The organism is Hyphomonas sp. CY54-11-8 (assembly GCF_000682735.1).
Taxonomy (GTDB): Bacteria; Pseudomonadota; Alphaproteobacteria; order Caulobacterales; family Hyphomonadaceae; genus Hyphomonas.
This window is the reverse complement of sequence record NZ_AWFD01000001.1, coordinates 41,734-55,807: the sequence shown is the minus strand read 5'-3', so window position 1 is coordinate 55,807 and position 14,074 is coordinate 41,734. Positions and strand designations below refer to the sequence as shown.

15 protein-coding genes are annotated in these 14,074 nt (G+C 64.2%); 12 read left to right on the top strand and 3 right to left on the bottom strand.

Going from position 1 to position 14,074, the window contains the following annotated elements; genetic code table 11:
- Positions 1-22 precede the first annotated feature (22 nt).
- The 7 genes from purE to HY17_RS00295 all read left to right on the top strand — a co-directional run bounded on the left by purE (position 23) and on the right by HY17_RS00295 (position 6,898).
- The gene (purE, locus tag HY17_RS00325; RefSeq protein WP_034760963.1) at positions 23-517 is read left to right on the top strand and encodes a 5-(carboxyamino)imidazole ribonucleotide mutase; all 495 of its coding nucleotides are present in this window, start codon (positions 23-25) and stop codon (positions 515-517) included.
- A complete protein-coding gene (locus HY17_RS00320) occupies positions 514-1,593 on the top strand; it encodes a 5-(carboxyamino)imidazole ribonucleotide synthase (protein WP_034760960.1) in 1,080 nt (359 codons plus the stop codon). The genes purE and HY17_RS00320 overlap by 4 nt, the downstream gene beginning before the upstream one ends.
- Before the next feature lie 16 nt (positions 1,594-1,609).
- Positions 1,610-2,365, top strand: coding sequence for a creatininase family protein (locus HY17_RS00315; RefSeq protein WP_034760958.1), 756 nt, complete (start codon positions 1,610-1,612; stop codon positions 2,363-2,365).
- A 97-nt stretch (positions 2,366-2,462) separates the two neighbouring features.
- Positions 2,463-3,194 (top strand): ABC transporter ATP-binding protein, encoded by a 732-nt coding sequence (locus tag HY17_RS00310; RefSeq protein WP_034760956.1) that lies wholly within the window; start codon positions 2,463-2,465, stop codon positions 3,192-3,194.
- A complete protein-coding gene (locus tag HY17_RS00305) occupies positions 3,191-3,949 on the top strand; it encodes an ABC transporter permease (protein ID WP_233348555.1) in 759 nt (252 codons plus the stop codon). The genes HY17_RS00310 and HY17_RS00305 overlap by 4 nt, the downstream gene beginning before the upstream one ends.
- Position 3,950: 1 nt before the next feature.
- Entirely contained in the window at positions 3,951-5,849 is a 1,899-nt protein-coding gene (locus HY17_RS00300) for a Gldg family protein (protein WP_034760954.1), read from the top strand.
- Positions 5,846-6,898 (top strand): DUF4340 domain-containing protein, encoded by a 1,053-nt coding sequence (locus HY17_RS00295; protein WP_034760952.1) that lies wholly within the window; start codon positions 5,846-5,848, stop codon positions 6,896-6,898. The genes HY17_RS00300 and HY17_RS00295 overlap by 4 nt, the downstream gene beginning before the upstream one ends.
- Positions 6,899-6,913: 15 nt before the next feature.
- On the opposite strand, the gene HY17_RS00290 is transcribed toward HY17_RS00295, so the two are convergent.
- The gene (locus HY17_RS00290; protein WP_051599459.1) at positions 6,914-7,576 is read right to left on the bottom strand and encodes a DUF1223 domain-containing protein; all 663 of its coding nucleotides are present in this window, start codon (positions 7,574-7,576) and stop codon (positions 6,914-6,916) included.
- 120 nt (positions 7,577-7,696) lie between these two features.
- Complete coding sequence (gene acnA, locus HY17_RS00285; protein ID WP_034760950.1) at positions 7,697-10,384, bottom strand: aconitate hydratase AcnA; 2,688 nt, start codon at positions 10,382-10,384, stop codon at positions 7,697-7,699.
- 239 nt (positions 10,385-10,623) lie between these two features.
- Between acnA and ccmA the strand changes: the two genes are divergently transcribed.
- From ccmA to HY17_RS00265, 5 genes are read left to right on the top strand one after another with little or no spacing between them, the layout of a single operon-like run.
- A complete protein-coding gene (gene ccmA, locus HY17_RS00280; protein WP_233348553.1) occupies positions 10,624-11,196 on the top strand; it encodes a heme ABC exporter ATP-binding protein CcmA in 573 nt (190 codons plus the stop codon).
- Positions 11,193-11,858, top strand: a complete 666-nt coding sequence (gene ccmB / locus HY17_RS00275; RefSeq protein WP_034760948.1) for a heme exporter protein CcmB — start codon at positions 11,193-11,195, stop codon at positions 11,856-11,858. Before ccmA ends, ccmB begins: the two co-directional genes overlap by 4 nt.
- A gap of 20 nt (positions 11,859-11,878) precedes the next feature.
- Entirely contained in the window at positions 11,879-12,610 is a 732-nt protein-coding gene (gene ccmC / locus HY17_RS00270) for a heme ABC transporter permease CcmC (protein ID WP_034760946.1), read from the top strand.
- A gap of 6 nt (positions 12,611-12,616) precedes the next feature.
- Positions 12,617-12,781, top strand: a complete 165-nt coding sequence (ccmD, locus tag HY17_RS19790) for a heme exporter protein CcmD (protein ID WP_065382773.1) — start codon at positions 12,617-12,619, stop codon at positions 12,779-12,781.
- Positions 12,778-13,299, top strand: coding sequence for a redoxin family protein (locus HY17_RS00265; protein WP_034760944.1), 522 nt, complete (start codon positions 12,778-12,780; stop codon positions 13,297-13,299). The genes ccmD and HY17_RS00265 overlap by 4 nt, the downstream gene beginning before the upstream one ends.
- Positions 13,300-13,314: 15 nt before the next feature.
- On the opposite strand, the gene HY17_RS00260 is transcribed toward HY17_RS00265, so the two are convergent.
- On the bottom strand, positions 13,315-14,040 hold the full coding sequence (locus tag HY17_RS00260) for a MarR family winged helix-turn-helix transcriptional regulator (protein WP_051599456.1): 726 nt from the start codon (positions 14,038-14,040) through the stop codon (positions 13,315-13,317).
- Positions 14,041-14,074: the final 34 nt, after the last annotated feature.

The following is a 14,074-nucleotide window of genomic DNA, read 5'->3' as shown; positions in this document are numbered from 1 at the left end:
GCTTTCCGCCAGCGAGGATGCCATGGCAACAAGCGAATCCCCCAAGGTCGGCATCATCATGGGCAGTCAGTCGGACTGGCCGGTGATGAAGGAAGCCGCTCGCCTTCTGGGCGAACTCGGCGTCACCTATGAAGCCCGGATTGTCTCGGCTCACAGGACGCCCGACAGGCTGGTGAGCTATGCCAAGGGCGCAAAGGCAAGAGGCCTGAAAGTGATCATCGCGGGCGCCGGCGGCGCAGCCCACCTGCCCGGCATGGCCGCCTCGATGACCCCCCTGCCCGTTCTTGGCGTTCCGGTTCAGTCGAAAACCCTGTCCGGCCTCGACAGCCTGCTCTCGATTGTCCAGATGCCGCGCGGCGTACCTGTCGGCACCCTCGCCATCGGTGAGGCCGGCGCCGTAAATGCCGGTATCATGGCCGCCTCCATCGTGGCGCTGGAAGACGATGCCGTTGCCGCCAAGCTCGATGCTTACCGTCAGGCGCAGACCGATGGGGTCGGGGAGACGCCTGAGGGATGACATCTGTCGCGCCAGGCAGCGTTATCGGGATCCTCGGCGGCGGCCAGCTGGGCCGCATGCTGGCGAATGCCGCGCAGCGGCTGGGCTTCGATGTCGACATCTATTGCCCGGAAGACGATCCACCCGCCGCACGCGTTGCTCGCCATCACTGGAAAGGTGCCTATGATAACAAGGCACTACTGGCCGAGTTCGCAAAGGCCTGCGCCGTCATCACGCTGGAATTCGAGAACATCCCCGTCATCGCCGCCGACGTCATCGAGGCGACGGGCCACCACCTTTATCCCGGCGCAAAGTCGCTCGCCGTCTCGCAGGACCGGGCCGAGGAGAAGGCCTTCCTGAACGATATCGGCATCGCCACGGCGGACTATCGTGTGATCAATTCGGATCAGGACATTGCCAAGGCCCTGCCGGAGCTTGGCGGAACCGGACTGCTGAAGACCCGCCGCGACGGCTATGATGGCAAGGGCCAGGCCTGGATCCGCTCAGTCGATGACATCGCCGCCGCCTGGGCCGATGTCGGCGCCGCGCCCTGCGTGCTGGAAGCGCCTGTTCCGTTTGAGCGCGAAATCTCCGTCATCGTCGCCCGCTCCAGCCTTGGCAAGACGGCGACCTGGGCGCCGCCGCACAATGTACACAAGGATGGCATCCTTTCGACCTCCACCGTCCCCTCCGGCTTGCCGATTGCCGTGGAACAGGCCGCACGGGAGAAGGCCATCGCGCTGGTCGATGCGCTGGGTCATGTCGGCGTGCTGGCGCTGGAACTGTTCGTGCTGCCGGATGGTAGCCTGCTAGCGAACGAATTTGCGCCGCGCGTCCACAATTCCGGCCACTGGACGCCGGAAGCCTGCCAGACTGGCCAGTTCGAACAGCATATCCGCGCCATCTGCGGCTGGCCGCTGGGCGATACGCGCCGGCTGTTCGACGCCGAGATGGAAAACCTGATCGGCGAGGCAGGCAATGTCGATCCGGCCAGCCTTGCCCCCGGCGACGTGCTGACCCTTTATGGCAAGCACGAAGCCCGCCCCGGCCGCAAGATGGGCCACATCACGCGACGGCTCGCGCCCCGGAAGGCCTGAAAAGAGGACAGATCCCATGCTGCTTCCCGTCTCCACCTGGCAGGATATCGAAGCCTGGCTGCAGAAATCGCGCACCATCCTGATCCCCATCGGCTCGATGGAACAGCACGGGCCAAACGGCTTTATCGGCACCGATGCGCTCTGCCCGGAGATCATCGCCCGCCATGCAGAAGCGCAGGCGCCGCATGACCTTCTGGTCGGCCCGACCTTCTCGGTCGGCTGCGCCCAGCATCACCTCGGCTTTCCCGGCACGATCACGTTGCGCCCGACCACGATGATCGCGGCCATGGCGGACTGGACCGAAAGCCTGATGCGCCACGGCTTCGAGCGGATCTACTGGCTGAACGGCCATGGCGGGAACGTCGCAACCATCGAAGCGGCCTTCTCCGAGATCCATGCGCGGCGCAGCTTTGACCCGCGCGGCGCCGACAACCGCCCCGGCCTGACGTTGAAACTGCGCAACTGGTGGGATTTCTCGCCGGTCATGAAGCTCTGCAATGAGCTCTATCCCGTCGGCCATGGCAGCCACGCGACGGCGTCCGAAGTGTCGGTGACCTATTTCGGCTATCCGGACCGCGCGCGGCCGGAAGTCGAGATGAGCCCGAAAATCGCGCCAAACGGCAAGATCGGCGACGCGGTCCAGTACCGCCGCGACTTTCCGGATGGCCGCATCGGGTCAGACCCGACCCAGTCGAGCGCGGAAGACGGCCAGAAGATCGTCGAAGCCGCCGCTACTGCAGTTCTGGACGAGGTGAAACGCTTCGCGGCGTAACCCAACCTTACTGACAGCGTAATTTTCCGGACTCTGGCCAGATGCGGCCAAGGACGGTATCAGAATCTCTCATGATAAGAGGCGTCTGAACCAGAGAATGCTCGACATTCGCAGTCTGGAAAAAAGCTTTGGCGCCAAGCGCGCCGTGCAGGGCGTATCCTTCACGCTCGAGAAAGGCACGGTGCTCGGCTTTCTGGGGCCCAATGGCGCGGGCAAGTCCACGACCATGCGGATGATCGCCGGTGTGCTGGAGCCGGATGCGGGCGATGCGCTGATCGATGGCAAGTCCATCGTCTCCCACCGCCGGCAGGCGCAGGCGGCCCTCGGCTACCTGCCCGAAGGCGCGCCGCTCTACGAAGACATGACGCCGCCGGAATTCCTGAACTTCATGGCCGCCGCCCGGAAGATCGACCGGACGAAACGCAAGGATGCCGTCGAGCGCGCCATTGCCGATGCCCGCATCACGACCGTCGCGGGCCAGCGGATCGGATCGCTCTCCAAGGGCTATCGCCGCAGGGTAGGGCTTGCCGGGGCGATTCTGCACGACCCGCCGGTCCTCTTGCTGGACGAGCCGACCGACGGCCTCGACCCGAACCAGAAGCGCGCCGTGCGGGCCCTCATCGCCCGCATGGCGCCAACCAAGGCGATCCTGATCTCGACCCATACGCTGACCGAAGTGCCCGCCTTGTGCACGCGGGCCATCGTGATCGACCGGGGCCGCGTGGTCGCCGACGGCACACCGGCGGACTTGGCGAAGAAATCCGATGACGGATCGCTGGAAGGCGCCTTCATGCGCCTGACCGACCAGGCCGAGGCGAACGCAAGATGATGGAGTTCCTTCGCCAGCAGATGGGCGGCTTCGGCGCGACCTACCGGCGGGAGCTTGGCGCCTATTTCGCCACGCCCATGGCCTATGTCTTTCTTGCGGTGTTCCTGCTCGCCCTTGGCGTGTTCACCTGGGAAGCGGGCGGGTTTTTCGACACTGGTACTGCCGACCTTGCAACCTTCTTCGTCTGGCACCCGTGGCTCTACATGATCTTCCTGCCGGCGCTCGCCATGCGCCTCTGGGCGGATGAACAGGGCGCGGGCACGGACGAACTCCTGCTGTCGCTGCCGCTCGGTATGCCGGGCCTGGTGCTCGGCAAACTGTGTGCAGCGTGGACGGTGGCGGGCGTCGGCCTGCTGCTGACCTTTCCGATGTGGATCACCGTGAATTACCTTGGAGGGCCGGACAATACGGCCATTGCGCTGACCTATCTGGTGAGCTTCCTGATGGCGGGCGCCTATCTTTCCATTGGGTCAGCCGTTTCGGCGCTGACAGGCAGCCAGGTGACGGCCTTCGTCATCAGCGTCCTGATCGCCTTCGCCTTCACGGCCGCAGGCTGGCCGCTGGTACTCTCCACCGTGAAGGCCGTGTTCGGGACCGGCTTTGCCGACCTTGTCGCCCAATTCTCGTTCCTGACGCAGTTCGAAGGCGCCCAGCGCGGCGTGCTCGAACTCCGCTCGGTCATGTTCTTCCTCGGCTTCACCGCCTTCTGGTCCATCCTCAACGGCCTCTGGGCCGCACGGCAGAGGCTCGGCTGAGATGAAGTCGAAGCACTACCTCCTGATCGCAACGGCGCTGGTCACTGTTATTTTCGTGGCCGGAAACCTGCTGGCGCAGAAAGTGCTGACCGGCGCGCAGATCGATTTTACCGAGAACCATCTCTACTCGCTGTCGAAGGCGACGCGGGAGAAACTGTCGGACATTACCGAGCCGGTGGACGTGACGCTCGTCTATTCGCGCAGCGTCGCGCAGGATTATCCCTCCGTCCGCGCCTACGCCGCCCGCGTGCGGGAATTGCTGAAAGCCTATGAGTCCCAGTCCGGCGGATATGTCCGCGTGCGGGAGATCGACCCGACCCCCTTCTCCCCTGCCGAGGACGAAGCGCTTGCGGCAGGCATCACCGCCATCGACACGAATGGCGACGATCCGCTCTATTTCGGCATCATCGGGCACAACACGATCGATGACCAGCGCGTGATCCCGTTCCTGGCACCGGAACGCGAAGTGTCGCTTGAATATGATCTGACGCGCATGATCTCCCGGCTGGACGATCCGGATCCGCCGCGCGTCGGCATCCTGACAACGCTGCCGGGTATGTCTGCGCCGGGCGGACAGGGTGGCTATACGTTGCTGGCGGATATCGACCGGTCCTTCGAGATCGTTCCGATTTCGGACCAGTTCCAGTCCCTGCCTGCCGATCTCGACGTGCTGCTCGTAGCGCATCCGCCGCCCCTGTCAGACCGTCAGGAATGGCTGATCGACCAGTTCGTTCTGCGCAAGGGCCGGGCGGTCTTCCTCGTCGATCCCGCGGCGAAGACCGCTGTCGGACAGGGCCTGTTCGACATGTCGGACGCCGAAGCACGCTCCGATCTCGGCAAGCTCGGCGAATCCTGGGGCATCACCCTGTCGCATGATGCGGTGGCCGATGCGGCCGGGGCCTTGCCTGTGCCGGTCGACACCGGCGACGGACGGATCGAGGAACAGGCCCATCCCCTGTTCATTGGCGCACCAGCCGGCGACATGAATCAGGACGATCTGATCACGGCAGACCTGACGCGCGTGGTGAACTTCGGCGCGCCCGGCGCACTGGTCGTCTCGGAACTACCAACCTCCATGACTTTCTCTCCGCTGATCGAGACAGGCCCCAGCCCCTCTTACATCGACGCCGAAAAAGCCGTGCGCGATATCACCCCGTCAGACACGCTGAAATCCTATCAGACGCAGCCCGGCCCGCTGGTGCTGGCCGCGCGACTTTCCGGGCATCTGGCAACGGCTTTCCCGGCCGGTGCCCCGGCATTGGACGAGCCGTCCGACCCCGTCATGGCAGAAATTGCCCGAGCCGATGCCGCCAATGCACCGCCCCATATCTCCGCCAGCGAAACAGACGCCGAGCTTGTCTTCATCGCCGACGTCGACTTCATCGCGGACGATTTCTACATCGTGCCGGGTCGGGACATTGTGGTGGCGGACAATGGCGCGCTGGTGCTGAACGCGCTGGATGCACTGGCCGGCGGCGGCGAGCTTTCGCGGCTTCGGTCCCGCGCGCCGAGCCTGCGGCCCATGAAACGGATCGATGACATGCGCGCCACCGCTGAAGCGAAGTATTTCCGCCAACAGGCCGAACTGGAAGCGAGCCTCAACGAAGCACAGGGGCGGCTGGAAGAGTTGCAGGCCATCGGCTCCACCGACGGCTTCTTCGAAGGCGACGACTCCGCTGACCTGACCGATGACGAACGTACCGAACTCGCTCAGCTGCGCGAGCGGATCGTTTCCCTGCGAGGGGAACTCCGCACGATCGAACGCGACTACCGGCGCGATATCGACCGGATGGAGGCCACGCTGAAGGCGATCAATATCTGGGGCGGGCCGATCCTGATCGCGCTGGCCGGCCTGCTTGTCTGGCGCCGCCAGCAAGTGCGCGCGCGGAGGGAGTCATGACCGAACTGCGCCAGCGCGAGCGCCGCAAACGCCTGCAAATCCTCGGTGCGGCCGCCGCCGTGCTGGCGCTTCTGGCCGTGCTCGTGAATCTCGATTTCAAGGGCGGGCCCGCCCAGACCGGGCGGACCGGACAGCCCGTCTTGCCGGACTTTGCCGAAATCCGCGCCGAAGCCGCAGAAATCCGCGTGACGCTGGCCGACGAATCCTACCGTCTGCTGAACAGTGTCGATGGCTGGACGCTCGAAGGCACGCATGGCTATCCCGTCCGCGCCGACCGGCTGGCGGACCTTGCCACCGGCCTTGGCGAACTAACCTGGGGCGAAGCACGCACGCGCGATCCGGGCAAGCTGAACCGCGTTGGTCTTGGCGATCCGCGCGAAGGTGGCACCGGCGCCCTGATCGAGTTGGCAAATGGCGATGGCGAGGTCACTGCCGCCATCATCACCGGCCGCAAGGGCGAGCATCTCTATGCCCGACGGCCGGACGAAATGCAGGCCTATCAGGTCAGCGGCGACCTGCCGCCGCTCTACAATGCGGATGCCTGGCTGGACCTCGACATTCTCGACATCAGCCCGGATGCCGTCTCGGCCGTCCGCCTGTTCGACCGGTATGGCGAGAGCCTTTACTTGCAGCGCGCCGTGGGCACGAGCGACCGCAGCTTCCGTCCGGGCCCGCCCTATCAGGATTTCCGGCTGATCAGCCGGCTCGCCGCCTCCACGCCCGCACTGGCGCTCAGCCGCTTCCAGGCGATCGGGGTAAAGCCTGCCGCGGACCTCATGACCAAATCCGTGGGCCGTCACATCACGGAGACGCATGATGGGCTGGAAGTGGAAGTGGAAGCCTATCGTGAACCGGACGGCTTCTTCGTCACACTCCGGGCGGTCGAGGCGGGCGAAGGCGCGCATCGTGGCAGCACGATCAATGACAAGGCCACAGGCTGGGCGTTCGAATTATCCGAATACGACTGGAACGATTTCACACCGCTCGTCAGCTCAATCGTCCGCCCGCCGGAAATTGCCGTGCCGGAGACGCCGGAAGAGGCGCAGTAGGCCTACTGTCCCATCCTACTGGCCCGGTGGCGGGTCCAGCGGCATCGTGGCGAGCACCGGGCCGAAGCCGGCTTCCTGCACAATCACGGCGCAATGCGAAGCGCACGCCGGCAGCGTGATCTGCGTGCGGCCACCGAGCCAGGGACCAAGTGCGGTGACCTGCGTCACCGGATGAACCATGTCGGTCGTGTTGTCAGCGCCATCCAGATAGTCGACATACCAAATGTCGGTCAGCCCATTGGCCTTGCCGCTCAGCTCCACACCATCGCCCTTGCGGACGAGCTTCACGCCTTCCGGTGTTTCCTTGCGGGCCTTGGAAATGGCCGCGTCCACCTTGCTGGGCTTGTTGCCGGGGCATTGCTCAACGCCGTTGTATACGGTTTGCGGCGTGTAGGGCCCGCGCAGTTTGAACCGGTCGACATAGGCGCGCTGGCGTTCCTTGGACTCGCCCATGGCCATCGGGTCCTTGCCGCCGAGATAGTCCCAATAGTCCACCGACCAGGTCAGGATCAGGACATCGTCACGTGCCGCATCGACCTCGCTCAAGGTCGCATGCGCCTTCGGGCAGGCCCGGCAATTCTGGGATGCGAACAGTTCGATCAGGGTCGGCGACTCCGCCATGGCGGCGGGTGCGGCGACAGGAGACAAGACAAAAAGGGCTGCGAGCAGGCGTTTCATGACGGTTCCTGTATAGATCACCCATGCGCTGACAACACAATCACACCGGTGTGAGGGCTGCAAAAAACCCCCGCAGCGCCTGCTGCGGGGGTTTTGACTGTTATGTTCCGGTCAGCGGTCTCAGGCAGCGCCGCGGGCCAGGTTACGCAGCACGTAGTGCAGGATGCCGCCATTGCGGTAATAGTCCAGCTCGTTCTCGGTATCGATGCGGACCACCGTGTTGGCGGTGAAGGTCGTGCCGTCTTCACGGGTGATCTTCACTTCCAGCGACTGGCGCGGCTTGATGTCATTGATGCCTTCGATGGTCACCTGCTCCTTGCCGGTCAGGCCAAGGGCCTTGGCGCTTTCGCCTTCTGCGAACTCCAGCGGCAGGACGCCCATACCGATCAGGTTGGAGCGGTGGATCCGCTCGAAGCTGCCTGCGATCACGGCGCGGACGCCGAGCAGGACGGTGCCTTTGGCAGCCCAGTCACGCGAGGAGCCGTTGCCGTAGAGGTCGCCGGCGAAGATCACTAGCGGCGTGCCTTCGGCTTCGTACTTCATGGCGGCATCGTAGATCGCCATCTGTTCGCCGTCCGGATAGTGGACCGTCACGCCGCCTTCGACGCCCGGCACCATCTGGTTCTTGATACGGATGTTGGCGAAGGTGCCGCGCATCATGACTTCATGGTTGCCGCGGCGCGAGCCGTAGGAGTTGAAGTCGAGGACCGACACCTGATGCTCCTGCAAGTAAATGCCTGCGGGGCTGGACGCCTTGATCGAACCGGCCGGCGAAATGTGGTCGGTGGTGATCGAGTCGCCGAAGACGGCGAGGACCCGGGCGTCTTTCACGTCCGTCGGCGCGTCCACATCGAGGGTCATGCCTTCGAAGTAAGGCGGGTTCTGGACATAGGTCGAGGCAGGCGGCCAGCTATAGGTCTGTCCGCCGGAAACTTCGATACCCTGCCAGTGTTCGTCGCCCTTGAAGACGTCGGAATAACGCTCGGCGAACATTTCCGGCGTCACGGCCTTCGCCATGATCTCGGCAATCTCGTGCGAGGTCGGCCAGATGTCTTTCAGGTAGACGTCGTTGCCATTCTTGTCGGTGCCGATCGGATCCTTGGTCAGGTTCTTGCGCAGCGTGCCGGCGATGGCATAGGCGACGACCAGCGGCGGCGAAGCGAGATAGTTCGCCTTGATGTCCGGGCCGATCCGGCCTTCGAAGTTCCGGTTACCCGAGAGCACCGAGCAGGACACGAGGTCGCCGTCCGCGATGGCTTTCGCCAGCGGCGCATCCAGCGGGCCGGAGTTGCCGATACAGGTTGTGCAGCCATAGCCGACGAGGTTGAAGCCGAGCGCGTTCAGGTCATCGGTCAGGCCGGCCTTGTCGAGATAGTCGGTCACGACCTGCGATCCGGGCGCGAGCGACGTCTTCACCCAAGGTTTGCGGGTCAGGCCCAGTTCGTTCGCCTTCTTCGCCACGAGGCCGGCAGCGATCAGCACGGACGGGTTCGACGTGTTGGTACAGGATGTGATGGCGGCGATGAACACGTCACCATGGGTGACGGTGTAGTCTTCGCCTTCCACTTTCACCGGCTCAGCAGCGTCAGAGGCCTTGCCGAATTCTTTCGACATGGCTTCGGCGAAGGCGATGTCGCCTTCGGAGAGGAGCACGCGGTCCTGCGGGCGTTTCGGGCCGGAGATGGACGGCACAACGGCGCTGAGGTCCAGTTCCAGCGTGTCGGTGAAGACCGGCTCGGCCTGTTCCGGACGCCAGTAGCCCTGTGCCCTGGCATAAGCTTCGACAAGGGCAACGCGGTCCGCGTCGCGACCGGTGTTGCTGAGATATTTCACCGTGTCATGGTCGACCGGGAAGAAGCCGCAGGTCGCGCCGTATTCCGGGGCCATGTTGGAGATGGTTGCCTGGTCTTCGAGGGTCAGGTTCGAGAGGCCCGGGCCATAGAATTCGACGAATTTGCCGACAACGCCCTTCTGGCGGAGCATCTGCACGACCGTCAGCACGAGGTCGGTTGCCGTGGCGCCTTCGGCCATCTTGCCGTCAAGGCGGAAGCCGATGACTTCCGGGATCAGCATGGAGACCGGCTGGCCGAGCATGGCGGCTTCAGCCTCGATCCCGCCGACGCCCCAGCCGAGCACGGACAGGCCGTTGATCATGGTCGTGTGGGAGTCGGTGCCGACGCAGGTATCCGGGTAAGCAACGGTTTCGCCGTCTTCTTCCTTCGTCCAGACGGTCTGGCCGAGATATTCAAGGTTCACCTGGTGGCAGATGCCGGTGCCGGGCGGCACGACGCGGAAATTCTTGAATGCGGTCGACCCCCAGCGCAGGAACTCGTAGCGCTCCTGGTTGCGCTGGTATTCGATTTCGACGTTTTTCTTGAAGCTGTCCGGGCCGGCGAAGCTGTCGACCATGACCGAGTGGTCGATGACGAGATCCACCGGGACCTGCGGGTTGATGGCTTCAGCCGAGGCGCCGAGCTTTTGGGCGGCGTCGCGCATGGCGGCAAGGTCGACCACGGCGGGAACGCCGGTGAAGTCCTGCATCAGCACGCGGGCCGGACGGTAGGCGATCTCGTGATCATCCTTGCCCTTGTTGTCGAGCCATTTCTTGAACGCGAGAATGTCGTCCTTGGTGACGGTCTTGCCGTCTTCGAAGCGCAGCATGTTTTCCAGCAGCACTTTCAGCGAGGCCGGAAGGCGGGAAACATCGCCAAGTCCGTTCTCGGCGGCAGCCTCGATGGAGAAGTAGGTGTAGGTCTTGCCACCAGCGGTGAGCGTGCGTTTGGAATTAAAGCTGTCGAGGGACGGCATGGGAGGGGAACCTCGCGTCTAAGATGTGAATCCGGGGCCGCCGGGCGGAATGGGCGGCGCGTGCCCGTCTCATATAAGGCTGGAGGCGCTGACGCAATTGGGACAAAGGGACTATCCTGCAGCGCCTGAACCGATAAAACGTGCGTTCTAACAGGCAGGTAGGAGATCCTGATGGGCCCACATGCGCCATTTTCCCTTCATTTGCGCCATTCCCGGCGCGGAAACGGGTGCGGCGCGGCGTGACGGAGCCCCTGCTCTCTGCCAATGGCCTCGGCATGATTCGGGGCGAAAGGGTGCTGTTTACCGGCGTCGGCCTATCGGTGGCGCCGGGAGAGAGCCTCGTCCTGCGCGGCTCGAACGGCGCAGGCAAGACGACCCTGCTGCGCATTCTGGCCGGGCTGACCCGGCCTGAAGCAGGCGAGGTCACCCGCAACGGCCTGCATCACTGGTTCGCCCATCGCGAAGGCCTGAAGCCGCACGAGACCCCGCGTACACATCTTGGACTCTGGGCCAAGGCCTGGGGCTCGGATTCTGATCTGGACTCAGTGCTTGTCCAAATGGGCCTGAAACGCCCGGCTGATGTGCCGGCCCGCTATCTCTCTGCCGGGCAGCGTCGCCGCACGGCCCTTGGCCGCCTTCTGCTGGAGAAGCGGCCGATCTGGATGTTGGACGAACCCTATACCGCGCTCGATGCCGAAGGCCGGGACCTGGTGCTGGAACTGATCGAGGATCATCTGAAGTCCGGTGGCGGCATGATTGCGGCCATTCATGGCGAATCCGGCTTCGTGCCGACCAATGAGGTCGTGTTGTGAGGCCTGCTCCGATCCTCTCTGCCTTCCGGCAGGCACTGGGTGAGGCCTGGGCAGGCGGCGCTGGGGCGCTGCTGCCGCTCGGCTTTTTTGCGGGCGCCGCTGTTCTGGTCCCGCTCGGCATCGGGACGGACCCGCAGACGCTGCGTGCTGTCGGACCCGGCATTCTCTGGGTGGCGCTCGCGCTCTCCAGCCTCGTCACGCTGGAGCGGATCTTCCAGGCGGACACCGAAGACGGGGCGCTGGACCTCTGGCTGCAGACCGGGGCCCCTGCTTCTGCCATCGCGGGGGCGAAGACGTTCGCGCACTGGCTGGCCGCGGGCCTGCCACTGGCCCTGCTCTCCCCGCTGCTGGCACTGATGTTCCAGGCCGAGGCTTCGACAGACCTGCTGCGCAACGCAGCACTTTACGCCCTCGGCGGGCTTGCCTTCTACTTCTGGGGCGGTGTCGGCGCGGCCCTGTCGGCGACGGTGCGGCGCGGCGGCCTGTTGATCAGCCTCATCGCCCTGCCATTGTATGTGCCGACAGCCATTTTCGGAGCGCTCTCCATGACCCATGGCCCCGGCAGCGAAAGCGCGCCCTTGTTCCTTGCGGCCTCCACCCTGTTCGCCCTGGCCGTCGCGCCATTCGCCATGGCTGCAGCCTTGCGCTTGGCGGCAGACTGAGGGAGCGGTATCGCATTTCCATGTTTTCCTGGTTCGCAAATCCCCTCCGTTTTATGCGCCTGTCGAACTGGCTGGCGCCCCTTTGCTATGCGCTGGCCGTTCTGCTGATCGGCTGGGGCCTGTGGCAGGGCCTCTGGATGGTTCCGAAGGACGACTATCAGGGCGGGGACATCATGCGTGTGATGTTCATCCACGTGCCCGCTGCCTGGCTGGCCATGGCGAGCTATATGGCGATGGCGGTGATGAGCTTCATCTGGTTCATCTGGCGTCATGAAGTGGCGGATATTGCCGCAAAATCTATCGCCCCGCTGGGCGCCGTGTGGACGGCGATCTGCCTTGCGACCGGATCGATCTGGGGCAAGCCGACCTGGGGCACCTGGTGGCAATGGGACGATGCACGGATGATGTCGGTCCTCTTCATGTTCTTCCTGTTCCTCGGCTACATGGCGCTGCGCGCCTCCATGGACACGCGCCAGAAAGCCGCCCGTGCCGGCGCCATTCTCGCCATGGTGGGCGCGATCAATGTGCCGCTCATCAAATTCTCCGTGGACCTCTTCACCTCGCTCCACCAGGATTCGAGCGTTCTCACCGCAGACGGACCGAAAATGGCCGCGGTCTACCTTTGGCCCCTGCTGGCGAGCGGCCTTGGCCACACCCTGCTCTTCGCCGGCCTGACCCAGACGCTGATGCGCGCCGAGATCTGGGACCGGCGCACGGCGCAGGCGAATGCGAAACTGATGGCGGAGGGCTGAGGGATCATGATGCCGGATTTCGACAAGAATGCCGTCTTCATCTGGGCCTGCTACGGCATCGGCGCGATCGGCCTGGGCCTGACCATCCTGATCGTCACCCTACGGGCGAAAGCCTCGCAGGCAAAAATGCAGCGGGCCGAAGCGCGCCTGCGCGGAGATGACGCAGCATGAAACGCTGGCTTGCCGCCATTCCGGTCACGGCGCTTGTGCTTTTTGCGGGCCTTGCGGGCTGGGAACTCACCCATCCGGAAAAAGGCGACTTCGAACGCATCTCCCGCGCTGCGCCGGACCGCAGCTTCGAGCGGCTTGAGGGCGGTACGCTGAGTTTTGCCCCCACACCCACCGGGGAAACGATCGCGGTGAACCTGTTTGCCAGCTGGTGCGCCCCGTGCGAGGCTGAGCATCCGCGCCTGACGGCGCTGGCCGAGGCCCATCCGGGGCAGGTTTATGGCGTGTTATACAAGGATACACCGGCCAATGGACGCAAGTTCCTTGAGGAGCTTGGCAATCCGTACGCCGATATCGTGATGGATCCGGATGGTCAGGGCGGACTGGACTTCGGCCTGACAGGTGTGCCGGAAACCTTTGTGATCTCAGCCGATGGCGAGATTCTGGAGCATATTTCCGGGCCGCTGGACGCTGACTCGGTGAAACGGGTGGGCGAGGCGCTCAGCGCGCCCCGCCCCTGAACCCTTTAAGCCAGATTACTTCTTCTTGGCTTTGCGAGCGGCCGGCTTCTTGGCCGGCGCTTTTTTCACGGCCGGTGCCTTTGCAGCAGCAGCGGCTTTCTTCGGTGCAGCCTTTTTAGGAGCGGCTTTTTTCGGAGCGGCCTTCTTGGCGGCCGGCTTTGCAGCAGCAGCTTTCTTTGGTGCAGCGGCTTTCTTGGCAGCCGGCTTCTTGGCCGGGGCCTTCTTCGCAGCCGGAGCTTTCTTGGCCGGAGCCTTCTTCGCCGGAGCTTTCTTCGGTGCAGCGGCCTTCGGAGCAGCTTTCGGTGCCGGAGCCGGCTTGGCTTCTTCTTCGGTCAGGCCGACGAGGCCGGACATCAGGGCGTCCTGCTTCACTTTGGCGAGGCCGGAGAACAGGGCAGCGTCAGCAGCCTGGACAGCCGGAAGGGCCTTATCGAGGGCTTTTTTGCCTTTTGCCGTCAGGGAGACGGACTTTGCGCGGGCGTCGGTTTTCGAAGCGGCTCGCTTGATCAGGCCACCGGTTTCCATACGGGCGACCATATCGGCCAGGGTCGAACGGTCGATTCCGGTGGCATTGACGAGATCGGACTGGCTGGCGCCTTCATTACCGTCTAGGGCTGCGAGCAGCGAGAACTGGCGCAGCGTGATGCCGGCGGAGCGGAGCGCCTTGGCGCTGTGGTTTGCAGCAGCCTGCTGAGCACGATGCAGCAGATGGCTGGGCGAAGCGTTGAGATTGAATGACATATTGGTTTACCTTTCGAGGGATGACTTAACTAGT